Below are 26,397 nucleotides of genomic sequence, written 5' to 3' on the forward strand. Positions count from 1 at the left end.
GTTCACCTATGACTACCACCACTTCTTTCCCCGCAGCCACCGTTTTGGGCTATCCGCGCATCGGCGCGAACCGCGAGCTCAAGCGCGCCATCGAGGCCTTCTGGTCGGGCGGGGACAACAACCCTGCTGAGACCGCCGCCCAGCTGCGCGCGGCGCGGACCCAGCGCCTGCAAGAATTGGGCCTGGACTCCCCCGCCGCGGTCCCGGAGGACTTTAGCTACTACGACCAGGTCTTGGACATCACGCTGGCCGCCGGCGCGCTGCCGGAGCGCTTCGCACCGGAGCGGGAGGTGTTGCGCGCGGCACAGGATCCGGAGGGCGCCGAGGCACTGCGCGCGCAGTTTACTGTGGCCCGCGGCGAGGGAGACCGCCCGGCACTCGAGCTGACCAAGTGGTTCGACTCCAACTACCACTATTTGGTTCCGGAAATCGGCCCGGGCACGGAATTTGAGTACCTGGGTTCGCCGCGCGTTGCTGGGTTGCGGGAGTTGGGTGCGGTAGCGCGCCCTGTCTTGGTCGGCCCGGTGACGTATTTGGCGCTAGCCAAGGCCGCTGACTCCGCTCCCGAGGGGTTTAACCCGCTGGAGCGCCTTGATGATCTCCTCGGCTTCTACGAGCAGCTGCTTGCCGAGCTGAAGGACGCCGGTGCCACCTGGGTGCAGTTCGACGAGCCCGCCCTGGTCACGGATCGTCACCGTACCCCCCAGGATCGCGGCGCGCTGCTGGAGGCCGTCTCCCGCGCCTACGGTCGGCTCGCCTCGGGCACGGATCTTCAGCTTGCGGTTGCTTTGACCTACGGGCAGGCTTTCGACGCCGTGGATGTGCTCGCGCAGACCCCCGTGCAGGCGGTCATCGTTGACCTCGTGCGCGGCGCGCAACCAGACGCACAGCAATGGCGCCGATGGGGTGCGGCTTTTGCCGGACGCACCCTGGGCCTGGGCGTGGTCTCCGGGCGCAATATCTGGCGCACGGACTTCGATGCCGCGCTTGCCGTAGTGCGCACGGCGACGGCCGAACTGGGCGAAAACGTGCAGGTCAGCATCACCACGTCCACGTCGCTGCAACACGTTCCCCATGATGTGGAGCGCGAGGTCGATCTTGATCCCCAGATTCGCAGGTGGCTGGCGTTTGCGGATCAAAAGGCCACGGAGGTGGCCACGCTTGCCGTCGGCGCGCGCGAAGGGGACGCAGCGATCGCGCAGGAACTGGAGGACAACCGAGCCGCACTGGCCTCCCGCCGCGACCACGGGGGCGTCGACAAGCCCGAGATTCGCACCGCCACCGCTGCAGTGACCGCCAAGCAGCGCACCCGTGGGGATTATCAAGAGCGCCGCCGCGCGCAGGCAGAGGCGCTGCAGCTGCCGCTGCTTCCCACCACCACCATCGGATCCTTCCCGCAGACTGCGCAGATCCGCAACGCCCGCGCCGCCCATCGTCGCGGCGAACTGAGCGACGCCGACTACACGCAGGCCATGCGAGCGGAAATCGAGCAGGTCATCCGGCAGCAGGAGGACCTGGGCCTCGATGTGCTCGTGCACGGTGAGGCCGAGCGCAATGACATGGTGCAGTACTTCGCAGAGCTTCTCGACGGCTGCGCGACCACCACGCACGGTTGGGTGCAATCGTACGGCTCCCGGTGCACCCGCCCCTCGATTCTGTGGGGTGACATCTCCCGGCCCGCGCCCATGACCGTCGAGTGGTCCGCCTACGCGCAATCGCTGACCGACAAGCCCGTCAAGGGGATGCTCACCGGCCCGGTCACCATCATGGCCTGGTCCTTTGTACGCGAAGACGTCCCCGCCCAAGAGGTGGCAGATCAGCTGGGCCTGGCCCTGCGTGAAGAGGTCAAGGACCTGACCGAGGCAGGCATTTCCATCATCCAGGTTGATGAGCCGGCCATCCGCGAGCTGCTGCCCCTGCGCGAGGCCGACCGCGCCGCATACCTGGAGTGGTCCGTGGGCGCGTTCCGGCTGGCCACCTCCGGGGCGGGCCCGGAGACCTCCATCCACACCCACCTGTGCTACTCGGACTTTGCCACCATCGTCGACGCGGTAGATAGCCTAGACGCTGACGTCACCTCCATTGAGGCCTCCCGCTCCCGGCTCAAGGTCCTGCCGGCCTTGGCCGAGCACGGCTTCGCCCGCGGGCTGGGCCCAGGCGTGTGGGACATCCACTCCGCACGCGTGCCCAGCACCGCAGAGATCCGGGAGCTTATTGAGGTTGCCGTCGGCGCCCTGGACCCCCGCCAGGTGTGGGTGAACCCCGACTGTGGCCTCAAGACCCGGCGCTGGGAGGAAACCGCCCAGACCCTGCGCCACCTTGTCGAAGCCGCAGAGCAGGTGCGCGCGCAGCTGAGCTAATTGCTGGCTCACGCCGGCAGTGGCCGGCGCTGCTGCCGGCTCAAGTCCGCTCAAGCCGGCTCAGGCCGGTTGAGGCTGGTTGAGGCCGGCCCAGGATTTCTCAGGCCAGCTCGACGATCTCCATGTACTCGTCGCTCCACAGGTCCTCGGTGCCATCCGGAAGCACGATGACCCGCTCGGGTTCCAGCGCCCGCACCGCGCCGGGATCGTGGGTGACCAGCACCACGGCCCCGGTATAGGAGGCCAGCGCCCCGAGCACCTGCTCCCGGGATACCGGATCCAGGTTGTTCGTGGGCTCGTCAAGCAGCAGCACGTTGGCCCGGGAGCTGACCAGCGTGGCCAGCGCCAGGCGCGTCTTTTCGCCACCGGACAACGTACCCGCCGGCTGATCAAGCTTCTCGCCAGAGAACATAAACGCCCCCAACAGGCCGCGCAGGTCCTGCTCGCCGGCGTCCGGGCAGGCCCGAATGGTGTTCTCCCACACGCTGGCCTGGGGGTCGATCGTGTCATGCTCCTGCGCAAAATAGCCGATCTTGAGCCCGTGCCCGCTGACGATGCCGCCCTCTCCGTCGGTGCGCTCAACCCCGGCAAGCAGCTTGAGCAGCGTGGTCTTTCCGGCGCCATTAAAGCCCAGAACAACAACGCGCGAGCCCTTATCGATGGCCAGGTCAATCCCGGCGAAGACCTCCAGCGAGCCATACATCTTGGTCAGCCCCTGGGCGAACATGGGCGTCTTGCCGCACGGGGCCGGCTCCGGGAAGGAAATGTGGGCGACCTTGTCAGCCACCCGCACCTCATCAAGGGAATCGAGCATCCGCTCCGCCCGGGCCGCCATCTGCTTGGCCGCCTTGGCCTTGGTGGCCTTCGCCCCCAGCTTGTCAGCCTGCTGGCGCAGCGCAGAGGCCTTCTTTTCCGCGTTGGCCCGCTCCCGACGCCGCCGCTGCTCATCTTGGGCACGCGCCTTCTGGTACTTGGCAAAGCTCATGTTGTACACGTCCGCCTCGGCGCGCACGGCATCGAGGAACCACACCTTGTTGCACACCGCGTCCAGCAGCTCCACGTCGTGGGAGATCATGATCAGCCCGCCCTCGTGCTTGGACAAAAATTCCCGCAGCCAGGCAATCGAGTCCGAGTCCAGGTGGTTGGTCGGCTCGTCGAGCAGCAAGGTGGTGGCCGACTTGCCGGAGCCGGCGGTGGCGGCAAAGAGAATCTGCGCCAGTTCGACGCGGCGACGCTGTCCGCCGGACAGTGTAGACAGCTGCTGGTCCAACACCCGCTCGGGCAGGCCGAGGTTATCGCAGATCTGCGCGGCCTCACTATCTGCCTCATAGCCGCCCAGAGTGTGGTACTGCTCCTCCAGGCGCGAGTACTTCCTAATCGCCGCATCTCGCTTGGAGCTGTCGCTGGTGGTCTCCATGATCTCCTGCTGGCGTTCCATCGACGAACGCAGCCGGTCGAGTCCACGCGCAGACAGCACGCGATCCCGCGCCGTCTGCTCGATGTTGCCTTCGCGGGAATCCTGCGGCAGGTAGCCCACCTCGCCTGAGACCGTCACGGTGCCCCCATACGGCTTCGTCTGGCCCGCCAAGATCCGCATCGTCGTGGTCTTTCCCGCACCGTTGCGCCCGACCAGCCCGATGCGATCCCCTGGCTGGACGCGCAGGTGATCCCCCGGGGCGGTCAACAGCGTGCGGGCTCCAACGCGGACTTCAAGGTCATGGGTGACAATCACAACGGGCTAGTGTATCAACGCCCGTCCCCACCGCTTAAGCGGTGCTCAACGCGGCACGCATCAGGGACGCCTGCGCGCCCCGGGGCGGGGAGCCACGCCGCCAGACCAGCCGAATCGGACGGCTCAGGTCCACTCCGTCCACCGGCACCCCGACCAAGCCCGCGGCCGCAACCAGGCGGGCCGGCAGGATTGCGGGCACGCCCAGTTCGCGCACGCAGGCCGCCACCCCCTGTTGCGAGGCCACCTCCGCGACCGGGGTGGCCAGCCTGCCCAGTGCCGCTTCCGCCACAGTGCGGGTTCCCGATCCTGCCTCCCGCATGATGAGCGGGGTGCGGCGCAGGGTCGCGGCGTCGATACGCGGCTCGTGCGCCCAGTGATGGTGCGGCGGGACCGCAACGCACAACTCATCGGTGGCTACCACCCGATCATCCAGGCGATGGCGCGCGGCTGCCACGATCTCCCGGGACTCGATGACCCCCAGGCCCACGTCTCCCGCCGCCACTGCCAGCGCAATCTCGGTGGAGTTTCCGGCGCGTACCCGAAAGTGCATGTGGGGATGATGCTGGTGCAGCGCGGCAACCCACTGGGGAACATAGGCGGCCACCGCCGTAAAGGACGCGCTCACGGTCACGGTCTGCCTGCCCGGATGGCGCAGCTCCTGGGCATCTTGCTCCAAGCGCTGCGCCGCAGCCAGCACATCCCGGGCACCGGCGAGCAGCGCCGTGCCAGCCACGGTCGGCTGCGCGCCCCGGGAGGTGCGAGCAAACAAGGCGACACCAAGGTTGGCCTCCGCCTCCTTCACCCGCGCCGAGACGGCCTGCTGCGATAGCCCCAATTCGGCAGCCGCCGCCCCAAAGGAACCCCCATCAGCCACCCCCACAATCGTCTGTAGGGTCTTTAGGTCTGGCACTCGCTGATTATGCACATCCACCAGCATAGACGCGAGGCAGCCACAAATATTTTTTGTGGGGTCATCGGCATTCTGGGCATCGACACCCACGCCGAGTTCTGCCACCCTGAGCACCCATGACACGATCTAAGGCCCCCACCCTCTTGCCCCAGCCAGCGGGACCACCCTGGTGGGGCAGCGTCATGGGAACAGCCATCCTGGCTAACCTCGCCTCCCTGCACGGCTACTCCGTCCCCGCCTGGCTCATCCTTGCCATCGCCTGGATCCTGCTCATCGCCCAATCCGTCGGGTTCGCCCGCCGCGTCCACCACGACCGCACCGTCCTCACCGACGCCCTGACCATCCCCGGTGAGGCCACCGGCTGGGGCATGGTCTCCATGGGCATCCTCGCCGTCGGGGCCGCCACCGCCCAGATCATCCCCGATACCTGGGGCATCGACGCCGTTCTATGGACCATTGGCACCATCCTGGGCATCGCCATCACCCCCTGGTTCTGCGCCAAGATCCTCACCCACCGCGCCGGGCAACCCGTCTTCGCCTGGGGATTGCCCGTGGTGGCGCCCATGGTCTCCGCCACCGGCGGGGCGAACCTGTCCGGCCACGTCCCCCCGGCGTTCGAATTGCCCACCCTCGTCGTGGCCACTGGCTGCTTTGCGCTCACCCTGACCTGCGCGCTCCCGATATTCGCCTACGTCTACGCCCACGGCTGGCCGCCCATCAACGCCAGCGTCTCCGCCTTCATCCCCCTCGGCGTGGTGGGCCAGTCCACCGCTGCCGCTCACGCCCTGTCCCAGCACTGGGAGCGTCACGGCTGGCACTGGACCGATGCGGCGGACCATTACGGCATCATCATGGCGTGCATAGGCGTCTGCGCCGTGCCCTGGGCCTACGCCAGCCTCATCCGCGGCCTGCGCAACCACATGGCGTTTACGCCTGGTTGGTGGGCCTCCACCTTCCCCATCGGCACGTGCTGCTTGGGGTCCTGGGCGCAGGGCTGGACCGGCGTCAGCCAGGTCTTTCTCATCCTGCTTGCCATCAATTGGCTGTGGGCCGGCTCCGGCAGCGTGCTGGCGTGCGTGCGGCACCACCAGCACAGCCACGCATAGCCGGCTGCGCTGGCACCACAGCCCCCCCGAGGGGCTAGACCTTAAACCGCAAAGCCGAGGGCGCGCAGCTGCTCGCGGCCTTCCTCGGTGATCATGTGCGGACCCCACGGCGGCATCCACACCCAGTTGATCTGCACATCATCCGCGGCACTGTTGCCGATCACCGCAGCGTGCGTCTGGTCCTCCAACATGTCCGTCAGCGGACAGGCCGGAGACGTCAAGGTCATGTTCACCATCGCCTTGCGTACGCCCTCCTGGGAATGATCCATCCAGATGTCATAGACCAAACCCAAATCCACAACGTTGATGCCCAGCTCTGGGTCGATCACATCGTGGAGGTACTCTTCCACCGCCGCGGCGTCCTTGATGTCCTGTTCTGTCTGCTCAGGACGCTGGGCGGGATCCTGCGGATCAAAACCAGAATCAATCACGTAGCCGTCCGCATCGCTTGTCGACGCTCCGTTCACAGGCTCAGTCATCATGCTCCTTCCGTGCAGTACTCATCGAATCAGAACCGCTACCCGATCCTGATCCTTCTTGTCCGGCGTCACGGTGATCCAACGCCTCGGCCGTAGCGGCCTGAAAAGCCTTCCATCCCAATAGCGCGCACTTCACCCGGGCGGGATACCGCGATACCCCGGCAAAGGCGACGCCGTCTCCGATGATCTCAGGATCGCCCTCCCGCTGGCCCCGGGACGTCACCATCGCCTCAAACTCCGCGAGCTTGGCCATCGCCTCATCCACCGGTTTGCCGATGACCCCTTCTGCCAACACCGACGTGGAGGCCTGGCTGATGGAACAGCCCTCAGCGTCATAAGAGACATCCTCCACGGTGCTGCCATCAGCCGACAGCGCCACCCGCAGCGTCAGCTCGTCCCCACAGGACGGATTGACGTGATGGACCTCCGCACCAAACGGCTCCCGAAGGCCAGCGAACTGCGGGTTCTTATAGTGATCCAGGATCACCTCCTGGTACATCGAGTCAAGATTCACCGATCAACTCCAAAGAAACTCCGGGCAGCGCCGATCGCCTCAACCAGCGCATCGACCTCCGCCCTGGTGTTGTACAGGTAAAAGGACGCGCGAGCCGTCGACTGGGCACCCATGCACCGGTGCACAGGCCACGCGCAATGATGGCCCACCCGGATGCACACCCCGTGATCATCGAGCACCTGGCCCAAATCGTGCGGGTGCACGCCGGACACGGTGAAGGACACGGCGCTGCCGCGCAGCGTCATATCCGTCGGCCCCACGATTGCCAGCCCCGGAACCTCGGACAGCTGCTGCAACGCATAGGCCGTCAGATCATGCTCGTGGGCGGCAATGGCGTCCATGCCGACCTCGCGCAAAAACTCCACAGCCGCACCCAGGCCGACGACCTGGCTGGTCATCTGGGTGCCGGCCTCGAAACGCTGCGGCGGGGCCGCGAAGGTGGTGTTTTCCATGGTCACCACCTCGATCATGGATCCGCCGGTAAGGAAGGGCGGCAGTGCCTCCCCGAGCTCCTCACGCAGATACAACACGCCCACGCCAGTAGGGCCCAGCATCTTGTGGCCAGAAAAAGCCGCGGCATCCACGCCTAGGGCGTGCACGTCAACCGCCTGATGGGGCACAGACTGGCACGCATCTAGGACCGTGAGCGCCCCTACGGCCCGGGCCCGGGCGACAACCTCAGCGACGTCGGTGACAGCACCCGTCACGTTCGACTGGTGCGTAAAGGCAACCACCTTGACCGAATCGTCCAGGTCCAAGGAATCCAGATCAATCCGGCCGTCCGGGGTGACCCGATACCACCGCAGCGTTGCCCCGGTGCGCTGGCACAGCTCCTGCCAGGGCACCAGATTCGCATGATGCTCTAGCTCGGTGATAACCACCGTATCCCCGGGGCCGACGGCATAATCTCCGGCACGGCGGTCACCCAACATGAAGGCAACCGAGTTCAACGCCTCCGTGGCGTTCTTGGTAAAGGAAATTTCCTTGTCCGCGGCGCCGATGAAGGAGGCGATTGCTGCCCGGGCGTTCTCGTAGGCGTCCGTGGCCTCCTCCGCAACCTCATAGGCGCCTCGATGCACCGGCGCCCAGTGCCCCAACACGAAGTCTTCCTCCGCGCGCCACACGCGCTCCGGGCGCTGCGAGGTCGCCCCGGAGTCGAGGTAGACCAAGGGGCGTCCGCCGCGCACCGTCCGCGACAGTATAGGGAACTCGGCGCGAATCGCGGCAACATCCAGCGCGCCGTCGGAGGTCTGAAAACTGCTCATCACAGGAACTGTTCGTATCCCTCGGCCTCGAGCTTGTCCGCAAGTTCCGGGCCGCCCGAGGTGACTACCCGGCCGTTGGCAAACACGTGCACAACATCCGGAATGACGTATTCCAAAATGCGCTTGTAGTGCGTGATCATGATGATCCCGCCGTCGGTGGTCTCCTGGTAACGGTTAATCCCCTCCGAGACCACGCGCAGGGCGTCGACGTCCAGGCCGGAGTCCGTCTCATCCATCACCGCGAACTTGGGCTTGAGCAGGTCTAGCTGCAAGACCTCATGGCGCTTCTTCTCGCCGCCGGAAAAGCCCTCGTTGACGGACCGCTCGCTAAAGGACTTATCAATCTTGAGGTCCTGCGTAGCCGCGTTAACCTCCTTGACCCAGTCGCGCAGCTTCGGGGCCTCGCCGCGCACCGCGGTGACCGCCGTACGCAGGAAGTTCGACATGGAGACCCCGGGGACCTCGGTGGGATACTGCATGGCCAGGAACAGGCCGGCACGCGCGCGCTCATCGACGCCAAGTTCCAGGATGTTCTCCCCGTCGAGCAGCACCTCACCCTCGGTCACCTCATAGCGCGGGTGCCCCGCTAGCGCGTACGCCAGCGTGGACTTGCCCGAACCATTAGGGCCCATGATGGCGTGGGTCTCCCCCGACTTCACCGTCAGGTTCACACCCTTGAGAATCTCCTTGGCCTCCCCGCCTTCCTCAGTGGGCAACACGGTGGCATGCAGGTTCTTAATTTCAAACGTAGACATTATGACTTCCTTTTCTCCTCGAACAACGGCAGCGCCTGAACCCGGGTGGGGTTAGACCACCACGTTTTCCAGTTCCTTTTCCACTCGGCGCTCCAATTCCTCGCGTACAGACTGCACCGGAATCTGGCGAATCACCTCGGTGAAGAACCCGTGAACAATGAGCCTGCGGGCCTCTGCTTCCGGGATGCCCCGGCTCATCAGATAGAACACATGCATGTCATCGAAACGTCCCACCGTCGCGGCGTGACCCGCGCCCGGGATATCCCCGGTCTCAATTTCCAGGTTGGGAATCGCGTCCGCGCGGGCACCCTGGCTGAGCACCAGGTTGCGGTTGGCTTCATAGGTGTTGGTGTTGGTGGCGGCGGCCCGAATGAGCACATCGCCCACCCAGCAGGTCCGCGCTTCCGTGCGGGTATCCGGGTTGCCTTGCAGCGCACCCTTGTACAGCACGTTCGAGGTGCAGTTGGGTTCGGAGTGGTCCACCAGGAGCCGGTTTTCAAAGTACTGCCCGTCATCCGCGAAGTAGACGCCCAGAAGCTCTACTTCCCCGCCTTGTGCCTCAAAACGCACGCGCGGCACGATGCGGACGACCTCGCCGCCGAAGGTAGCCACGCTGTGGTGGAGCCGGGCATCGCGGCCCACCACGGCCTGGTGCTGGGACAGATGCACGGAGTCATTTTCCCAATCCGCGTCCACGACCACGGTCAGCCGGGCGCCGTCTCCGATGCGGAAGTGAATGTTGTCGGCGTGGGTGGCATGCCCCTGGTAGGACAGCACGACCGTGGCCTCAGCATGCGGCTCCACGGCGATGACCACGCCGGCAAAGGTCGGAGCCTCAATGCCGTGGCCCGTGGTGGTGACGTAGATGGCATCGTCAATCTTCGTGTCCTTGGCCACCGTGACCAAGGTGACATCCGTCATGGACGTCCACGCCTGGGCCGCCACCCTATCGGCGGGGGCACCCGCGTAGGTCGCGCGCGCATCGTCCTTGGCGATTCTTTCTACGCTCACCCCGGACTCTGGGCTCACCTCCTTGCCGCCCACGGTCACGGTGATGTCCGGATCGGTGGGCTGGGCGAAGGAGCCATTGTGCAGGCCGCGCAGCGCACGCAGGGAGACAAAACGCCAGATCTCATCGCGTCCCTTGGGGACGTCAAAGTCCTCCACATTAAAGGACGTGAAGACATCGCCCTTGGTGTTATGGGGAGTTGCGTTTTTGACCATTTCAGCCACTTAGCCCACCGATCCTTCCATCTGCAGTTCAATCAGGCGATTGAGTTCTAGCGCATACTCCATGGGCAGCTCCTTGGCAATGGGCTCAACGAACCCACGCACGATCATGCCCATGGCTTCTTCTTCCGTCAGCCCGCGGCTCATCAGGTAGAACAACTGGTCAACGGACACCTGGGAGACCGTGGCCTCGTGCCCCAGCGTCACGTGATCATTACGGATGTCGTTGTACGGGTAGGTATCGGTCCGCGAGATGTTGTCCACCAAGAGCGCGTCGCACTCCACGTTGGCGGTCGAGTGATGAGCGTTTTGGTGAATCTCAATCAGGCCCCGGTACGCCGAGCGGCCACCGTTGCGGGAGACGGACTTAGACACCACGTTGGAGGACGTATACGGCGCCATGTGCACCATCTTCGCCCCGGTGTCCTGGAACTGGCCCTCGCCAGAGAACTGTGCGGACAGCACCTCGCCCTTCGCGTGCGGGCCGGTCATCCACACCGCCGGGTATTTCATGTTCGTCTTGGAGCCGATGTTGCCGTCCACCCACTCCATGGTCGCGCCCTCTTCGGCGCGAGCACGCTGGGTGACCAGGTTATAAACGTTGTTAGACCAGTTCTGAATGGTTGTGTAGCGGCACCGTGCGCCCTTTTTCACGATGATCTCCACCACGGCGGCGTGCAGCGAATCGGACTTATAAATCGGCGCGGTGCAGCCCTCGACGTAGTGCACGTAGGCGTCCTCATCGACGATGATGAGCGTGCGCTCGAACTGCCCCATGTTTTCCGTGTTGATGCGGAAATACGCTTGCAGCGGGATATCCACGTGCACACCCTTGGGCACGTAGATGAAGGAGCCGCCAGACCATACGGCGGAGTTGAGGGCGGAGAACTTGTTGTCCCCAGCCGGGACGACCGTGCCAAAGTGCTCACGGAACAGCTCCGGGTATTCGCGCACGGCGGTATCGGTGTCGACGAAGATGACGCCTTTTTCCTGGAGGTCTTCCCTAATCTGGTGGTAGACCACCTCAGACTCGTACTGCGCCGCAACGCCGGCGACGAGGCGCTGCTTTTCCGCCTCCGGGATGCCCAGCTTGTCATAGGTGGCCTTGATGTCTGCCGGCAGATCATCCCAGGACTGGGCCATGGCCTCGGTGGACTTGACGTAGTACTTGATCTGATCAAAGTCGATGCCGGATAGATCCGGGCCCCACGTAGGAATCGGCTTCTTTTCAAAGATGTTGTAGGCCTTCAGGCGCTGTTCAAGCATCCATTCCGGTTCCTTTTTTTGCATGGAGATGTCGCGCACGACTGCCTCGTTGAGGCCGCGGCGCGCCGCCGCGCCGGCGACGTCGGAGTCGTGCCAGCCATACTCATAGGCGCCCATGGACTCGATGATCTCATCATCATTCATCGGCTTAGTTACGCCCGGGTTCTGCGACGCCTGGGTCATGAACCGCTCCTTTCATCGGGGGCTGCGGGTTTGGGTTGCAGTGGGATATTGGTGGTGCACACTACGTTTCCGTTGGCTATGGAAGCTAAGGGCTGGACGTGCAGGCCCGTGAGTTGGGCGATCATGTCATGCTCGGCTTCGCACAGTTCCGGGAACTCGGCTGCGACCTGGGAAATGGGACAGTGATGCTGGCAGATCTGGACGCCACCGCCGGCGCTGCGCACGGTGGCGGCGTAGCCGTTGTCATCGAAGGCTTGGGCGAGATCGCTAGCGATGTCTTCGACTGTGCGCTCCGAGGAGCCCACGGGTTCCACATCCGCGAGAATAGCGTGAATGCGTGCCCGCGCTAACGCACGTACCGCCTCCGAGCCGCCCTGTTCGCGGAGCGCGTTCAGTGCCAGCTGGGCAAGGTTGTGATAGTCATGCCCGAATAGTTCACGGCCACGGTCGGTGAGCTGAAAATACTTCGCTGGCCTACCGCGCGGTGCCGCGGCCTTGCCGGGGAGGCGTCGGCGAACGGTGCACGCCATGCCCTCCGATTCCAGCACGTCAAGGTGTCGGCGCACGCCTGCGGCCGATAGGCCTAGGCGGTCGGCGACCTCGCCGGCGGTGACGGGGGCGTGTTTGAGAAGGGTCAGCATGATGGTGTGCCGAGTATCGCCTTCGGCGGGATCGCGTCGGGTTGTGGGCTCTGAAGTTTCCTTACCCTCTAAGCGACGCTCACGGCTCATCTGCTGCCATCTCCTTTCTCCTAGCTTGTGCGTTGAGAAATCTCAGGGTCTTAAACAACGGGCCTATCGGCCACGGCCGTGCGCACCCGTCCGGTATGCTGTGTTTTCGACCACAGCGTGGGGGTGTCCTGCAGGCGCGGGCGGATTGGGGCCCGTCTTTAGACAACACAAGTGTTACTTAAATCGCTGACCTGCGCAAGACAGGTTAGCGTAGCCCAATAGGCAGACCATTTCCTCGCCTCTGCCCGCCCCCTGAACTTTGGTCTGCGTTGCTGTTTGCCTGCACAGTCAGAATAGGATGAATGCCGTGCGTTCCCAAGGACCCGTGCTGTGGCAGGCACTCATCACAGAGCTTCCCCGCCTGGGCACCGCGGGCTCACGCTCCGCTGAACTCCACGTTGACTCCGCTCTGGTGACCGCCGTCAGCGGCGCCGATGTGGATCAACCCGCCGTGCGTCTGCGCCCCAAGCAGCTCCTCCACTTCGCCGTGCTGCGGTGGGTGGGGATGGTCGGCTCTTTGTTGCTGGCCATGGGCATCCTGGGCGGAGGGGCGCTGCCTGTGGTGGGCAACCCATACGGGGCGTTTCCTGGGGCCACGCTGCTGGGGCAGATGCCCCAGGCTTCCTGTGCTATTGCCTTCGTGGGCATCGGCGCCCTGGTTGTCGCGTGGGTGTGCATGGCACCCCTGGCTGGAGTGCGGTTGCGGCTTCACGACGCCGCCGAGGGCACCGTCCGCAGCGGCATTGTGGGGGTCTCAGTACTCTGGCGCACCTTCGCAGCCTGGGTGGCACCCATCGTGATCACGGCGCCTGCCTTTACCCAGGACATCTACTCCTACCTGGCGCAGGGGGCCATCGTGCGCGCCGGGATGGACGTGTATTCCGCGGGGCCTATTGATCTGCTCGGCCCGGAAAACCACCTGGCCCGTTCCGTCCCCTTCATTTGGGCCCACTCCCCTTCCCCTTATGGCCCGGTAGCGCTCGGCGTGGCGCAAGCGATTAGTTTTATCACCAACGATTCCATCGTGCTCGGCGTGGCCGCGCATCGCTTGGTCAGCGTCGCGGCGGTTGCCTGTGCCGGGTGGGCAATGTCGCGCCTGGCCCGTCGCTGCGGGGTCCACCCGACCACCGCGGTCTGGCTGGGAATCCTCAACCCGCTGACCATCTTGCATCTGATTGCCGGCATCCACAACGAGTCCCTCATGCTGGGCTTGTTGCTGGTGGGGCTGGAGCTGGGGCTGCGCGGCGTCGAAAAGCTGCGCAAGCCTAGCGGTTGGCTTCTGGTTGGAGTGTCTGCCCTCCTGGTGTCCATGGCGGGGATGGTCAAGGTCACCGCCTTCTTGGCGCTGGGCTTTATGGGCATGGAGCTGGCGCGCAAACTCCCGCACGCGGCGCGGGGCCCGTGGCGCCACGGCTGGGCCCGGCTGCTGACCGCCATTGCCGTGCAGGTTGTAGGACTCGTGGTCGCCGTGGCTGCCGTCTCCGCGGTCACGGGCATTAGCCTTGGGTGGATCAGCAGCCAGGGCGGCGCCGCAACCGTCCGAAGCTGGATGTCACTGAGCACCGAGACCGGAGTGGTGTTCGGTGGAATTGGCATGCTGCTGGGTCTAGGCGATCACACCGACGCCATGCTGGTAATCACCCGCGGCGCCGGGCTGCTGGTCGCCGGGGCGTTCACGGTGCGGCTGCTGTTTGCCACGCTGCGGGGCAACATCCACCCCGTCGGGGGTTTGGGAGTATCCACCCTGGTCTTGGTGGTGCTTTTCCCGGTGGTTCAGCCCTGGTACATCCTCTGGGCAATCCTGCCGCTGGCCTGCTGGGCGAACCGCAGCATCTTCCGGCTCGGCGTGGTGGCTTATTCCGCCGCGTTCAGCTTCTTTGTGCTCCCCCGGGGGCTGTCCTTGCCACCGGCAACAGTGCTCAGTATTTATGTGGCGTCCGCGGTTGCTTTCACCTGCTGCCTGGCGCTCGTGTGGTGGCTGTTGAGGCGTTGGGGATTCATTCGCCTAGACTAAGGCGCTGTGACTGCCAGTACCCAGGATGAGCCTCAACGCCTCGACGCCACCGGTTTCGCGGACGGGGACGCCCCGCCGCACGGTGACGCGGCGCTTGAGCTGCGCGACGTCGTCAAGCAATTTGGCTCCAAGCGGGCGGTGGATGGTTTAACCCTGTCGGTGCAACGCGGCCAGCTGCTGGCGTTGCTGGGCCCCAACGGGGCGGGCAAGACCACCACCATTGACATGTGCGAGGGGTTCCAGCGTCCCACCTCGGGGTTTATTCGAGTCCTGGGTGTGGATCCCGCCACGCACCCAGAAGCGCTGCGGGCGCGCATCGGGATCATGCTGCAAGGCGGCGGCGCGTATTCGGGTATCAAGGTCCGCGAAATGCTCAAGCTGGCGGCCTCCTACCACGCCAATCCCTTAGACCCTGAATGGTTGCTCGACCTTGTGGGCCTGCGGGAGGCGGCGGGCACGACCTATCGGCGCCTGTCCGGCGGGCAGCAGCAACGCCTCTCTCTGGCGCTCGCACTGGTTGGCCGCCCGGAACTGGTGTTCCTGGATGAGCCGACTGCGGGGCTGGACGCCCAGGCGCGCCTAGCGGTGTGGGAGATCATTGCGGAGCTGCGCCGCGACGGCGTCACCGTGGTCCTGACCACCCACCTGCTCGATGAGGCGGAATCCCTGGCGGACACCGTGGTGATCATTGACCACGGCCGCGCCGTCGCCGCCGGCACCCCCGCGGAACTGACCCGGGCACCCCACGATCAGATCATCGTAGAAACGGCCAGCGCCGCAGACGCAGCGCAGCTTGAGGCGACCGTTGGCCACCGGGTGGTGGGCACACGCCCGCTGCGCTACACCGTTGAGGCCGCCCCCACCCCGAGCCTCATCGCCGAGCTGACCGCAGAACTCGCCCGCCAAGACGTGCTCATCAGAAGCATCGACGTCGCCCAGCGCAGCCTGGAGGACGTCTTCTTGGACATCACCCACCAGCACGCGAGGAGCTAAGTCATGGCTGTAGACACGCACACACCGCACGCGCCCGCGGCCAGCACCACAGCGCCGGGAACCTTCACCCCCGCGCCCCGCCGGGCGAGCATCGCCCGCCTCGTGGCGGCCCAAGGGCGCGTGGAAACCCGCCTCTTCCTGCGCCACGGGGAGCAACAACTGCTCAGCCTCATCATCCCGCTGGGCATGCTCTTCGGACTGTCCGCCGTACCGGTGCTGGACACCGACGACCCCATGCGCGATGGCTTCCCCATGATGCTCGCCATCGCGGCCACCTCTTCCGGGTTTACCGGCCAGGCCATCGCCCTCGCCTTCGACCGCCGCTACGGGGCGCTCAAACGCACCGGCGCCTCCGGAGTGCCATCATGGACGATCATCGTGGGCAAGATCATCGCCGTGGCCTCCATGGTGGTGCTCCAAACCGTCATCCTCGGCGCTGTGGCTTGGTTCCTCGGGTGGCGGACAACGCCCCTCGGCATGCTCATGGGGGCGGTCGTCCTCATCGTCGGCGCCGCCGCGTTTACCGCCATGGGGCTGCTCATGGGTGGGACCCTGTCCTCAGAGATCGTGCTGGCACTAGCCAACCTCATCTGGGTGGTGCTGGTGGGCATCGTCGGGTTCGTCGTGTACACCCATGGCCTGACCGGCACCACGTGGTGGGATCTCATCCCCTCCGTCGCACTGGCCTCCGGCCTGACCGACGCCTTCACCGGAACAGTCCCCTGGCCTCAACTGGCCAGCCTGGCCATCTGGGCCATAGCCGTTTCCGCTGCGACGACCCGCTGGTTCCGCTTCTCCTCCTAAAGGCGGTGCTCTACGGCGGCGCTGCGCTGGCATTTCCCCGGTAGCGCGCTGGGCGTGCCCTTGCCCTGCCTGTCGTCCTGCCCCTCGCCCCGCCCGGGCCCTTTCCCGTCCGGATGGCCCCGGTCCGGGAGGCCTTTCCGTGCAGTCAGCCGCCGCGGGTTCCCCACAAAAAGGTAGCTGAGCATGCCCTTTCGCCCTCACCGCTCATGTGTGTGCGCCGCCTCACGGAATCGGGTTTTCGCGCCATAGGCTATAGACTCAGAAGGCGTGAGTATAGCCACGACATCAAATTCAGTCCTGTCCAGGATCCCTACTATCGCGGTACAGCGACGGTTGGCTTTGGTCCTGTTGATTCTGCAGGGGGGAATTACCGTCACGGGATCGATCGTGCGGGTGACCGGCTCTGGGCTGGGGTGTGACACGTGGCCGAATTGTCACGCCGGCTCCCTTGTTCCGGTTCAGGGCGCTGCCCCGCTGGTTCACCAGTTCATTGAGTTTGGCAACCGCCTTCTCACCTTTGTGCTTGTGGCCTCTGTTGTGGCGGTGTTGTATTCGCTATACAAGGCGCAGCGGCGCACCGAATTGAAGGTGTACGGCATCATCAACGCGGTTGGCATTGTTGTGCAGGCTGTCATCGGTGGCATTTCGGTTCATTTGGACCTCCAGTGGTGGGCCGTGGCGCTGCACTTCTTGCCGTCCATCATCCTGGTGTGGATCTCCGCGCTGCTCTACCAGCGGGTGCAGGAGCCTGACGACGGCGTCGTCGAACAGACCTTCCCGCAGGTTGTTCGCATCTGCGCGCTCAGCGCCGCGCTAGCCTTGGCGGTGGTGCTGGTCACGGGCACGATGACCACCGGCGCCGGCCCGCACGCCGGCGATGCTACCGCGGGCATGGAAGGACGCCTGGAGGTAGACATCGACATCATGGCCCACGTTCACGGGCTCCTGATGTACCTCTATTTCGCACTGACTGCCGCGACGGTCTTTTTGCTTTACCGCTTCTCCGCTCCGCAAGAATCGCGGCGCACCGGCCTTATTCTCATGGGCTTAATCGTTGTGCAGGGTGCTATCGGCATTGCGCAGTATCGTCTCGGCGTTCCGCGGTGGACGGTGCCCATTCACATTGGCATGTCCTCCGTGGTCACGGCATTTTCCGCCTTCCTTTACGCCCACGGCGTTATCCGCACGGGTGGTAGCGCCACCAAGACGGGTTCGCCGGCTGGGGACGCTGAAGTGCCATCGCGGGTGGCCTAGCCCGTTTCCCCGCGCCGCTTAAGCCTATTGCGCTTATCGACGCCCCCACCCCCACCGCAGCACCCAATCCTTCCGGTTTCCGGCCTCGCGCCTGTTCGCTTGAGCGTTGAGGCCGCCCGGGTAAGCCACAGGGTTTGGCAGCGGTGGGGGTTTCTTCATGCCTGTTGCCGCTATGTGAATCGCTGGCGGCGTGGGTCGCTGGCGTTGCCCGCGTAGCGCGCCATGGCACGGTGGGCCGAAACTTCTGCCTAGCATCCGAGCACGAACCGTTCTCCCCCACCCCGGAAACGTCGCGCCCGAGCCAGTCTGCTAGAAGTTCAGCGGGCCCGCGCCCAAGAACTGGGCGATGGTTTCCCACCCCAGCACCGCGTCGACGGACAGGGCCACGAAGAGCAGGGCCAGGTAGTTGTTGGACAGGATGAAAAGCTTCAGCGGCTTGACGGGCTCGCCGCGGCGCACGCCCCTGTGCAGCGCGGTGGCCATGACCAGGAAGGCCCCGCCGGTGACAATGGCACCGATCGCATAAATCCAGGATGCCGCCGGGATGAGCAGCAGCGAGACGATGACGGTGGCCCAGCTGTACCAGAGGATTTGCCGGGTAACCTGCTCAGGCGTGCGCACTACCGGGAGCATGGGGACGCCTGCCCGGTCATAGTCGTCGCGGTATTTCATTGCCAAGGACCAGGTGTGCGGGGGCGTCCAGAAGAAGATGATCAGCCAGAGCACCAGCGCCTGCCACCACTGCCAGGGCGAGGAACCGGGGGTGTTATCGGTGATGACCGCCCATCCCACGGCCACGGGCATGCACCCTGCGGCGCCGCCCCACACGATGTTCATGTGCGTGCGGCGCTTGAGGAACTTCGTGTACACGAAAATGTAGAACCAGATGGTCAGGAGGATGAAGCAGGCCGCAAGCAGGGAGTGGCACAGCAGCCACAGCCACAAGAAACTGACCACCGTCATCGTCCACGCGAAGATCGTGGCGTTGCGGTTGGACACCGTGTGGCGCACGAGCGGTCGCGCCCTGGTTCGACCCATCTTCTGGTCGATGTCAGAGTCGGCGACCATGTTGAAGGTGTTGGCCGCCGCGGCGCCCATCCAGCCACCGATGAGGGTGAGCAGGATGATCACAATGTTGTTTTCACCACGGTCGGCCTGCAGCATCGCCGGAATGGTAGCGACGAGCAACAGCTCAATCACCCGCGGCTTAGTGAGCGCGATGTAGGCCTTGATGGTCTTCAAGGAAAGAAGCCTCCAACGTGGTTCTTGCGTCCTTTAAGGTACCTGCAGCGAAGCTGGTACCAGGCTAGAGTCGACAACTGTGCGGTGCCACCGAAAGTTTTCCTCCCAGCCAGCATGGGACACAGCGCTGTGCCAGTCTGGCACTGACTCTAACTACTTTCGTATCCGCTCCACTGTATCGTGCTTAGGCGTGCGGGTGCGCATCGGCGCCCGGGCTAGCTCCCCCACGGTGGCCGCGCTGCCTCACACGTCTGTGACGCGGCCGCACCGGACCTGGCACGTGTGCGCCAAGACACGCTATGGCCGGGGCCGAGCTTCCAGCACCTTCCCATAAGGTACCATCATTATGGTATGGCACTTTCCCGCCGCGGAGCAGCCAAGTTCCACACACCGCCGACCAGATTTTGACCGACCTTTTTGAACGTGAGGTATTCACAGTGACACTCTCGCCCGACCTTCAGGCCCTCACCACGCGCCGCTACCCCGAGGACTGGACCGACGCGGACACCCGCGCCGTAGACACCGCCCGGGTACTTGCCGCGGACGCCGTCCAAAACGTGGGAAACGGCCACCCGGGTACCGCCATGAGCCTGGCCCCCCTGGCCTACACCCTCTACCAGCGAGTGCTCAACCATGATCCCGCGGACACCAACTGGGCCGGCCGGGACCGCTTTGTCCTGTCCTGCGGTCACTCCTCGCTGACCCAGTACATCCAGCTCTACCTCGGTGGCTTCGGCCTCGAGCTCGATGATCTCAAGGCACTGCGCACCTGGGGCGCGCTGACCCCCGGACACCCCGAGTACGGCCACACCAAGGGCGTGGAGATCACCACCGGCCCGCTGGGCCAGGGCCTGGCCTCTGCGGTGGGCATGGCCATGGCCGCCCGCCGCGAGCGCGGCCTGTTCGACCCCGAAGCTGCTCCCGGCGAGTCCCCCTTCGACCACTACATCTACGTCATCGCCTCTGATGGCGACTTGGAAGAAGGCGTGACCTCTGAGGCGTGCTCGCTAGCGGGCACCCAGCAGCTGGGCAACCTCATCGTGTTCTGGGATGACAACCGGATCTCCATCGAGGATGACACGCAGATCGCCTTTACTGAGGATGTCGTCGCTCGCTACAAGGCCTACGGCTGGCAGACCCTGGAGGTGGAGGGCGGCGAGGACGTCGTCGCCATCGAAGAAGCCATCGCCGCCGCGCAGAAGGAAACGCAACGCCCCACCTTCATCCGAGTGCGCACGGTCATCGGCTACCCGGCCCCCACCAAGGCCAACACCGGCGCCGTTCACGGTGCCGCCCTGGGCGAAGAGGAAGTCGCCGGCGTCAAGGAGGCCCTGGGCTTTGACCCGGCACGCACCTTCGACGTCGACGAGTCCGTGATCACCCACACCCGTAGCCTGGCCGATCGGGCCGCGCGCGCTCACGCCGAGTGGCAGGAGCGTTTCGACGCCTGGGCGCAGGCCAACCCGCAGCGCAAGGAGCTCTTCGACCGCCTGCGTGAAGGCGCCCTGCCGGCCGGCTGGGCCGACGAGCTTCCCACCTGGGAGCCCGACGCCAAGGGCGTGGCCACCCGGAAGGCCTCGGAGGCCGTCCTTCAGGCCCTCGGCGCCACCCTGCCCGAGCTGTGGGGCGGGTCCGCCGACCTCGCCGGGTCGAACAACACGGTGATCAAGGGCTCGGACTCCTTCGGCCCCAAGGACATCACCACGGATACCTTCACCGCGCAGCCGTATGGGCGCAACCTGCACTTTGGTATCCGCGAGCACGCCATGGGCTCCATCCTCAACGGCATCGCCTTGCACGGCGGCACCCGCCCCTACGGCGGCACCTTCCTGATCTTCTCGGACTACATGCGCCCCGCGGTGCGTCTGGCAGCCCTGATGGGCACCAACGTCTACTACGTGTGGACCCATGACTCCATCGGCCTGGGCGAGGACGGCCCAACCCACCAGCCCGTGGAAACGCTGGCGGCGCTGCGCACCATCCCCAACCTGGCGGTGCTGCGTCCGGCGGATGCCAATGAGACCGCCGCCGCCTGGAAGGCGGCGCTGGACTGCCCGACCAAGGGCCCGAAGGCTCTTGCCCTGACCCGCCAGAACGTGCCGGTCCTGGAGGGCACGCGAGAGAAGGCTGCCGAGGGCGTCGCCCGCGGTGCCTATGTCCTGCGCGAGGCCAGCACGCAGGAGCCCGCGGTCATCCTCATGGGTTCCGGCTCTGAGGTGCAGCTGGCTATCGAGGCCGCCGATCGCCTCGAGGCGGAGGGCATTGCCACCCGCGTGGTCTCTGTACCCTGCATGGACTGGTTCGCAGAGCAGGACGCCGAGTACATCGAGCAGGTGCTGCCGGCGGCCGTGACCGCGCGGGTGTCCGTGGAGGCTGCCGTGGCCATGCCATGGCACCGCTGGGTGGGCACTCAAGGCAAGTGCGTCTCCCTGGAGCACTTCGGCGCCTCGGCCGACTATGAGCGGCTCTACAAGGAGTTCGGCATCACTGCTGATGCCGTCTACCAGGCTGCGAAGGACTCCCTCGACGCCTCCTAGGGCCTCCCCCACGCTGCGGGCGCAGGCCCGCAGCGCTCGCTTTTTCTCTGCCTGTGAAAGGACAGCTATGAACCCCATTGATGAACTTGCCGCCGCCGGTACCGTCACCTGGCTTGACGATCTCTCCCGCGACCGCATCACCTCGGGAAACCTCGCCGAGCTTATCGCCCAAAAGTCCATCGTTGGTGTCACCACCAACCCGGCGATCTTCGCCGCCGCGATGTCCAAGGGCACGGCCTATGACGAGCAGATCGGTGAGCTGAAGGCCTCCGGTTCTACCGTCGATGATGCCGTCTACGCCATGAGCATCGATGACGTGCGCGATGCCTGCGATATCTTCGCCGACGCGTTCGCCAGCTCCGGTGGCGCCGATGGTCGCGTATCCATCGAGGTTGATCCGCGAATCTCCGCTGACCGCGAGGCCACCTTGGCCCAGGCGCGCGAGCTGTGGAACAAGGTCGGCCGCGACAACGTCCTGATTAAGATCCCGGCCACCAAGGGCTCCCTGCCCGCGATTGCCGACGCCCTGGCCGAAGGCATCAGCGTCAACGTCACGCTGATCTTCTCGGTGGAGCGTTACAAGGAGGTCATGGACGCCTACATCGAGGGCATCACCCGCGCCGCGAAGGCCGGCCTTGACGTGTCCAAGATTTTCTCCGTGGCCAGCTTCTTTGTCTCCCGCATGGATACCGAGGTCGACCGCAGGCTCGAGGCCATCGGCACCCCGGAGGCCCTGGCGCTGCGCGGCAAGGCTGGCGTGGCTAACGCGCGCCTGGCCTATGCCGAGTTCCAGCGCGTCTTCGCCGCAGCCGAGCTGCCGGATGGCGCCACCATCCAGCGTCCGCTGTGGGCGTCCACGGGCGTGAAGAACCCGGACTACCCGGCCACCCTGTACGTCACCGAGCTTGCGGGCCCCAACACGGTCAACACCATGCCGGAAGCGACGATCGACGCCGTCCTGGCGGACGGTGGGGTCCACGGTGACACGCTGACCGATACCGCCGCTGATGCCCAGGGCGTCTTCGATCAACTCGAAGAGGTGGGCATTGATCTGGCCGACGTCGCCGTGACGTTGGAAAGCGAAGGCGTGGAGAAGTTTGTCACCGCATGGTCCGAGCTTCTTGATTCCATGCGCTCGCGTTTGCAGTAGTTTTCTCACCGCTACCTGCTGGTGGCGTGGATGAGGGCCGGTGATCTTAGCGATCACTGGCCCTTCTCGCGCCCCAGGATTCCATATCTTGCGCCACGCCGCCTATTGTTTAGAGCGCACCGCATGCGGCGTATTCTTATTCAGTTTTTCCGAAAGGTCACCTCAGTACCGTGAGCACTCCCGCAGCCTCGCCTGTGCCCAATCCCTTGCGCGATCCACGGGATAAGCGCCTCCCGCTCATTGCCGGGCCGTCTGGCATGGTGATCTTTGGCGTCACCGGCGACCTCGCCCGCAAGAAGCTGTTGCCTGCCGTCTATGACCTGGCTAATCGTGGTCTACTGCCGGCCGGCTTTACGCTGGTGGGCTACGGCCGCCGCGACTGGTCAAAGGCGGACTTTGAGGATTATGTCCTGTCCGCGGTGCGCGCTAACGCGCGGACAGAGTTTCATGACAACGTGTGGCAGCGCCTCGCCGAGGGGATGCACTTTGTCTCCGGAAACTTTGACGATGATGACGCGTTTGATCGCCTCGCGCACACTCTCGAAGAAATGGATCGCACCCGCGGTACTGGCGGTAACTGGGCGTTTTACCTGTCGGTCCCGCCGGACTATTTTGCTGACGTGTGCAACCAGCTGGAGCGTGCCGGTATCGCGCAGGCGCCGGATGGTTCTTGGCGCCGGGTGATCATCGAAAAGCCCTTTGGCCATGATCAGGAATCCGGCCGACGCCTCAATAGGATTGTCAACTCGGTTTTCCCGGAGCGCTGTGTCTTCCGCATCGACCACTACCTGGGCAAGGAAACTGTTCAGAACATCATGGCGTTGCGGTTTGCCAACCAGCTTTTTGAGCCGTTCTGGAATTCCCACTACATCGATCACGTGCAGATCACCATGGCCGAGGATATCGGCGTCGGTGGCCGCGCCGGCTACTACGATACGATCGGCGCTGCGCGCGACGTGATCCAAAACCACCTCATTCAGCTGCTGGCCTTGGTGGCCATGGAAGAACCCATCGCCTTTGATCCCAAGCAGCTGCGCACGGAGAAGATCAAGGTGCTGCGCGCCACGCACCCCGTCTATCCCCTATCGCAGACCACGGCCCGCGGTCAGTACACGGCCGGGTGGCAAGGCTCCCAGCATGTTCAGGGCCTGCGCGATGAGGATGGCTTCGATCCGGAGTCCGCAACGGAAACCTACGCCGCCTGCACGCTGGAGATTAATTCACGCCGCTGGGCTGGCGTGCCGTTCTATCTGCGCACCGGCAAGCGTCTTGGCCGCCGGGTCACGGAGATTGCGTTGGTGTTTAAGCGCGCCCCGCACCAGCCTTTTGGGGATGGTGATACTTCGGAGCTTGGCCAAAACGCGGTGGTCATTCGTATCCAGCCGGACGAGGGCGTGCTCATGCGTTTCGGCTCCAAGGTTCCTGGCTCCGGCATGGAGGTCCGCGATGTGAACATGGACTTCTCCTACGCGGAGGCCTTCACTGAGGAGTCCCCTGAGGCCTATGAGCGGTTGATCCTGGACGCCCTGCTGGACGAGTCGAGTCTGTTTCCCACCAACACCGAGGTGGAGCTGAGTTGGGAGATTCTTGATCCGATCGTGGAGTACTGGGCTGCCCACGGGCGTCCGGATGAGTACGCGGCAGGCACGTGGGGTCCGCGCAGCGCGGATGTCATGCTGGAGCGCACCGGCCGCACGTGGCGCCGCCCCTAGGGTGACTGTTATTTTCATTCCCAGCGCCTCCCCCTGCCTTCTTGTCCCCCTCGCCTTGCCATAGAAACCGGTTTGACCAGTGAATATTGATCTTCCTCAGACGTCCACCAGCACCATCGTCGCGGAGCTGCAGCGAATCCATGAGACCACGGCGCAGACCACCGGCCGCGTGCTCACGCTGCTGGTAGAAACCCCCGCAGATGATGATCTTGAATCCATCATCGACGTCATCATTGACGCCTCGCGTGAGCACCCGGCCCGCGTGTTGGTGTTGATCAATGATGGTGACTCGGACCAGTCTGGCATCGACGCGCAGATCCGTATCGGCGGATCCACCGGAGCCAGCGAGTTGGTGATCATCCGCCTGCACGGGCAGGTCGCGCAGCATCCCGATGCGGTGGTCACTCCCCTGCTGTTGCCCGATACCCCTATTGTCGCCTGGTGGCCCTCGCGCTGCCCGGAGTGCCCGGCGGAGCATCCGCTGGGGCGCATCGCCCAGCGCAGGATCACCGATTCGCGCCGGGATGGGCGCAGCGATCCGTTGTCCGTGCGTGCGGCAAACTACAGCGCCGGCGATTCGGACATGGCGTGGGCACGGCTAACGCAGTGGCGAGGCATCGTAGCCTCCTCTCTTGACGTTCCTCCGTGTGAGCAGGTCGAGTCCGTGCACATCGCCGGCGGTGAGCCCAGCGTGAGCGTGGACCTGGCGGCAGCCTGGCTGGCCGACCGCCTGGAATGCCCGGTCGAGCGCGGCGTCATTGCGGAGCTTGCCGAGGACCCGGGCACCACCGAGCTGTCTGCCTGCGAGCTGACCATGAATCGAGCCTCCGGGCCGGTGACCATTTATAACCGCCTCGGCGGGACGGTGACTGTGCGGGTACCGGGGCGCCCGGAATCGTTGGTTGCCATGAACCCCCGCTCCGCCGCCGACTGCCTGTCCGAGGAGCTGCGCCACCTCGACCCGGACCTGGGCTATGCTGACGCGCTCAGCGCTCTGTCTTCTGTCCGCCCCGCACACTAGCTTGGAAGGAATTCCTTCGTCTTGATCACCGTTACTCAGTTTCCCACCCAAGATGAGCTCATCGACGCCGCCGCGCACGACTGCGCCCAGGTCATTGCGCACATTCAGAAGTCCCACGGGGGTCGGCACCGCGATGGCATCGCCCGGGTGGTGCTTACCGGCGGCTCCAATGGCATTGGGATGCTGCGCCGCCTTGCCGAGCAGGTAGATAGCAAGGGCGAGCCGCTCATCGATTTTTCGCGGGTGGAGTACTTCTTCGGCGATGAGCGCAACGTTGCGGTCTCCGATCCGGAGTCCAACGAAGGGCAGGCGCGGGAAGCGCTTTTCGACGCCGTCCCCGCCCCCGCCGCGACCATCCACGGGTGGCAGATGGAACAACTGGGCTTAGACGATGCCGTTGCGGCCTACACCCACACCCTGGAGAAGTTCGCTCCTCAAGGTTTTGACCTGCATCTTTTGGGCATGGGCCCGGAGGGGCACATCAACTCGCTGTTCCCCCACACCAGTGCGGTGGCCGAGCAGGAGGCGCTGTGCGTGGCGGTAACGGACTCGCCCAAGCCCCCGGCGCAGCGTGGCACGCTCACGCTTCCGGCCATCGCGCGGGCGGAGCGGGTGTGGCTGCTGGTCTCGGGCGCGGAGAAGGCCGAGGCGGCGGCGGCCGTGGTCGCGGGTGCTTCCCCGGAGCAGTGGCCCGCAGCCGGCGCGCACGGCAGCGCCCAGACCGTGTTGTACGTGTCTGAAGACGCCGCGGGACTCATCGCGGAATAATCCGCCACTCGCCCGCGAAAAGGGCCCTACCACCTGCCGGTTCAGGCAGGGGTAGGGCCCTTGGTACGTCTAGCGCGCCGTTAGCCGCGGGTACCCAGCAGGTTGAGGGTGATGATGCACAGCAACCAGATGAGCGCCACGATCACGGTGTAGCGGTCCAGGTTCTTCTCCACGACCGTGGAGCCGGACAGGTTAGACTGCACGCCGCCGCCGAAGAGGCTAGACAATCCGCCGCCCTTGCCTTTGTGCAACAGGACGAAGATGGTCATGAGCACAGCAGCGACGACGAGGATGATCTCAAGGGCCAGAATCATAACTATCCTTTGTACCTCTGGTTTTACGGCTCGTGATTCGAACTTGCTCTACTCTAC

Annotated in this window: 22 protein-coding genes; 11 read left to right on the forward strand and 11 right to left on the reverse strand. The window is 64.9% G+C overall.

The features are described from left to right. Nucleotides 1–8: 8 nt before the first annotated feature. On the forward strand, nucleotides 9–2,360 hold the full coding sequence (metE, locus tag LH390_RS05995) for a 5-methyltetrahydropteroyltriglutamate--homocysteine S-methyltransferase (RefSeq protein ID WP_227282162.1): 2,352 nt from the start codon (nucleotides 9–11) through the stop codon (nucleotides 2,358–2,360). Nucleotides 2,361–2,460: 100 nt separating this feature from the next. On the opposite strand, the gene LH390_RS06000 is transcribed toward metE, so the two are convergent. Both LH390_RS06000 and LH390_RS06005 read right to left on the reverse strand, forming a co-directional pair. Beyond that, the gene (locus LH390_RS06000) at nucleotides 2,461–4,092 is read right to left on the reverse strand and encodes an ABC-F family ATP-binding cassette domain-containing protein (protein ID WP_227282161.1); all 1,632 of its coding nucleotides are present in this window, start codon (nucleotides 4,090–4,092) and stop codon (nucleotides 2,461–2,463) included. Nucleotides 4,093–4,126: 34 nt separating this feature from the next. After that, nucleotides 4,127–5,002 carry a LysR family transcriptional regulator gene (locus LH390_RS06005; protein ID WP_227282160.1) on the reverse strand — a complete coding sequence of 292 codons (876 nt, stop codon included), beginning with the start codon at nucleotides 5,000–5,002 and terminating at the stop codon, nucleotides 4,127–4,129. A 116-nt stretch (nucleotides 5,003–5,118) separates the two neighbouring features. Here LH390_RS06005 and LH390_RS06010 point away from each other — a divergent pair, with 116 nt between their 5' ends. Next, entirely contained in the window at nucleotides 5,119–6,108 is a 990-nt protein-coding gene (locus LH390_RS06010; protein WP_227282159.1) for an SLAC1 family transporter, read from the forward strand. A gap of 41 nt (nucleotides 6,109–6,149) precedes the next feature. Here the strand turns inward: LH390_RS06010 and LH390_RS06015 are convergent, their stop codons facing one another. From LH390_RS06015 to LH390_RS06045, 7 genes are read right to left on the reverse strand one after another with little or no spacing between them, the layout of a single operon-like run. After that, nucleotides 6,150–6,587, reverse strand: coding sequence for a metal-sulfur cluster assembly factor (locus tag LH390_RS06015; protein WP_227324228.1), 438 nt, complete (start codon nucleotides 6,585–6,587; stop codon nucleotides 6,150–6,152). Then, complete coding sequence (gene sufU / locus LH390_RS06020) at nucleotides 6,580–7,101, reverse strand: Fe-S cluster assembly sulfur transfer protein SufU (RefSeq protein ID WP_227326790.1); 522 nt, start codon at nucleotides 7,099–7,101, stop codon at nucleotides 6,580–6,582. Before sufU ends, LH390_RS06015 begins: the two co-directional genes overlap by 8 nt. Beyond that, on the reverse strand, nucleotides 7,098–8,366 hold the full coding sequence (locus tag LH390_RS06025; RefSeq protein ID WP_227282156.1) for a SufS family cysteine desulfurase: 1,269 nt from the start codon (nucleotides 8,364–8,366) through the stop codon (nucleotides 7,098–7,100). The genes sufU and LH390_RS06025 overlap by 4 nt, the downstream gene beginning before the upstream one ends. Beyond that, nucleotides 8,366–9,121 carry a Fe-S cluster assembly ATPase SufC gene (gene sufC, locus LH390_RS06030; protein ID WP_227282155.1) on the reverse strand — a complete coding sequence of 252 codons (756 nt, stop codon included), beginning with the start codon at nucleotides 9,119–9,121 and terminating at the stop codon, nucleotides 8,366–8,368. The genes LH390_RS06025 and sufC overlap by 1 nt, the downstream gene beginning before the upstream one ends. Nucleotides 9,122–9,172: 51 nt before the next feature. Beyond that, on the reverse strand, nucleotides 9,173–10,345 hold the full coding sequence (sufD, locus tag LH390_RS06035; RefSeq protein ID WP_227282605.1) for a Fe-S cluster assembly protein SufD: 1,173 nt from the start codon (nucleotides 10,343–10,345) through the stop codon (nucleotides 9,173–9,175). A 9-nt stretch (nucleotides 10,346–10,354) separates the two neighbouring features. After that, nucleotides 10,355–11,800: a Fe-S cluster assembly protein SufB gene (gene sufB / locus LH390_RS06040; RefSeq protein WP_227282154.1), complete on the reverse strand. Its 1,446-nt coding sequence runs from the start codon at nucleotides 11,798–11,800 to the stop codon at nucleotides 10,355–10,357. Continuing rightward, nucleotides 11,797–12,531: a helix-turn-helix transcriptional regulator gene (locus LH390_RS06045; RefSeq protein ID WP_283095031.1), complete on the reverse strand. Its 735-nt coding sequence runs from the start codon at nucleotides 12,529–12,531 to the stop codon at nucleotides 11,797–11,799. The genes sufB and LH390_RS06045 overlap by 4 nt, the downstream gene beginning before the upstream one ends. A 298-nt stretch (nucleotides 12,532–12,829) precedes the next feature. Between LH390_RS06045 and mptB the strand changes: the two genes are divergently transcribed. The 4 genes from mptB (at nucleotide 12,830) to LH390_RS06065 (ending at nucleotide 17,596) form a co-directional block, all read left to right on the forward strand. Beyond that, nucleotides 12,830–14,545 (forward strand): polyprenol phosphomannose-dependent alpha 1,6 mannosyltransferase MptB, encoded by a 1,716-nt coding sequence (gene mptB, locus LH390_RS06050; RefSeq protein WP_227282153.1) that lies wholly within the window; start codon nucleotides 12,830–12,832, stop codon nucleotides 14,543–14,545. A 6-nt stretch (nucleotides 14,546–14,551) separates the two neighbouring features. After that, complete coding sequence (locus LH390_RS06055) at nucleotides 14,552–15,538, forward strand: ABC transporter ATP-binding protein (protein WP_399524678.1); 987 nt, start codon at nucleotides 14,552–14,554, stop codon at nucleotides 15,536–15,538. Nucleotides 15,539–15,541: 3 nt separating this feature from the next. Continuing rightward, entirely contained in the window at nucleotides 15,542–16,342 is an 801-nt protein-coding gene (locus tag LH390_RS06060; protein WP_227282152.1) for an ABC transporter permease, read from the forward strand. Between the two features lie 267 nt (nucleotides 16,343–16,609). Beyond that, nucleotides 16,610–17,596 carry a COX15/CtaA family protein gene (locus tag LH390_RS06065; protein ID WP_227282151.1) on the forward strand — a complete coding sequence of 329 codons (987 nt, stop codon included), beginning with the start codon at nucleotides 16,610–16,612 and terminating at the stop codon, nucleotides 17,594–17,596. 309 nt (nucleotides 17,597–17,905) lie between these two features. Here the strand turns inward: LH390_RS06065 and LH390_RS06070 are convergent, their stop codons facing one another. Continuing rightward, nucleotides 17,906–18,838, reverse strand: a complete 933-nt coding sequence (locus LH390_RS06070; RefSeq protein ID WP_227282150.1) for a heme o synthase — start codon at nucleotides 18,836–18,838, stop codon at nucleotides 17,906–17,908. A 437-nt stretch (nucleotides 18,839–19,275) separates the two neighbouring features. On the opposite strand from LH390_RS06070, the gene tkt reads away from it, so the two are divergent. From tkt to pgl, 5 genes are all read left to right on the forward strand, one after another. Next, entirely contained in the window at nucleotides 19,276–21,375 is a 2,100-nt protein-coding gene (gene tkt, locus LH390_RS06075; RefSeq protein WP_227282149.1) for a transketolase, read from the forward strand. Between the two features lie 67 nt (nucleotides 21,376–21,442). Continuing rightward, nucleotides 21,443–22,525: a transaldolase gene (tal, locus tag LH390_RS06080; RefSeq protein WP_227288170.1), complete on the forward strand. Its 1,083-nt coding sequence runs from the start codon at nucleotides 21,443–21,445 to the stop codon at nucleotides 22,523–22,525. Between the two features lie 170 nt (nucleotides 22,526–22,695). Further along, the gene (gene zwf, locus LH390_RS06085; protein ID WP_227282147.1) at nucleotides 22,696–24,237 is read left to right on the forward strand and encodes a glucose-6-phosphate dehydrogenase; all 1,542 of its coding nucleotides are present in this window, start codon (nucleotides 22,696–22,698) and stop codon (nucleotides 24,235–24,237) included. A 79-nt stretch (nucleotides 24,238–24,316) separates the two neighbouring features. Then, complete coding sequence (locus tag LH390_RS06090; protein ID WP_227282146.1) at nucleotides 24,317–25,258, forward strand: glucose-6-phosphate dehydrogenase assembly protein OpcA; 942 nt, start codon at nucleotides 24,317–24,319, stop codon at nucleotides 25,256–25,258. Nucleotides 25,259–25,279: 21 nt separating this feature from the next. Continuing rightward, nucleotides 25,280–26,026 (forward strand): 6-phosphogluconolactonase, encoded by a 747-nt coding sequence (gene pgl / locus LH390_RS06095; protein WP_227282145.1) that lies wholly within the window; start codon nucleotides 25,280–25,282, stop codon nucleotides 26,024–26,026. Between the two features lie 80 nt (nucleotides 26,027–26,106). On the opposite strand, the gene secG is transcribed toward pgl, so the two are convergent. After that, the gene (gene secG / locus LH390_RS06100; RefSeq protein WP_227282144.1) at nucleotides 26,107–26,340 is read right to left on the reverse strand and encodes a preprotein translocase subunit SecG; all 234 of its coding nucleotides are present in this window, start codon (nucleotides 26,338–26,340) and stop codon (nucleotides 26,107–26,109) included. Nucleotides 26,341–26,397 lie beyond the last annotated feature (57 nt).

This window comes from Corynebacterium uberis, from assembly GCF_020616335.1.
Taxonomy (GTDB): Bacteria; Actinomycetota; Actinomycetes; order Mycobacteriales; family Mycobacteriaceae; genus Corynebacterium; species Corynebacterium uberis.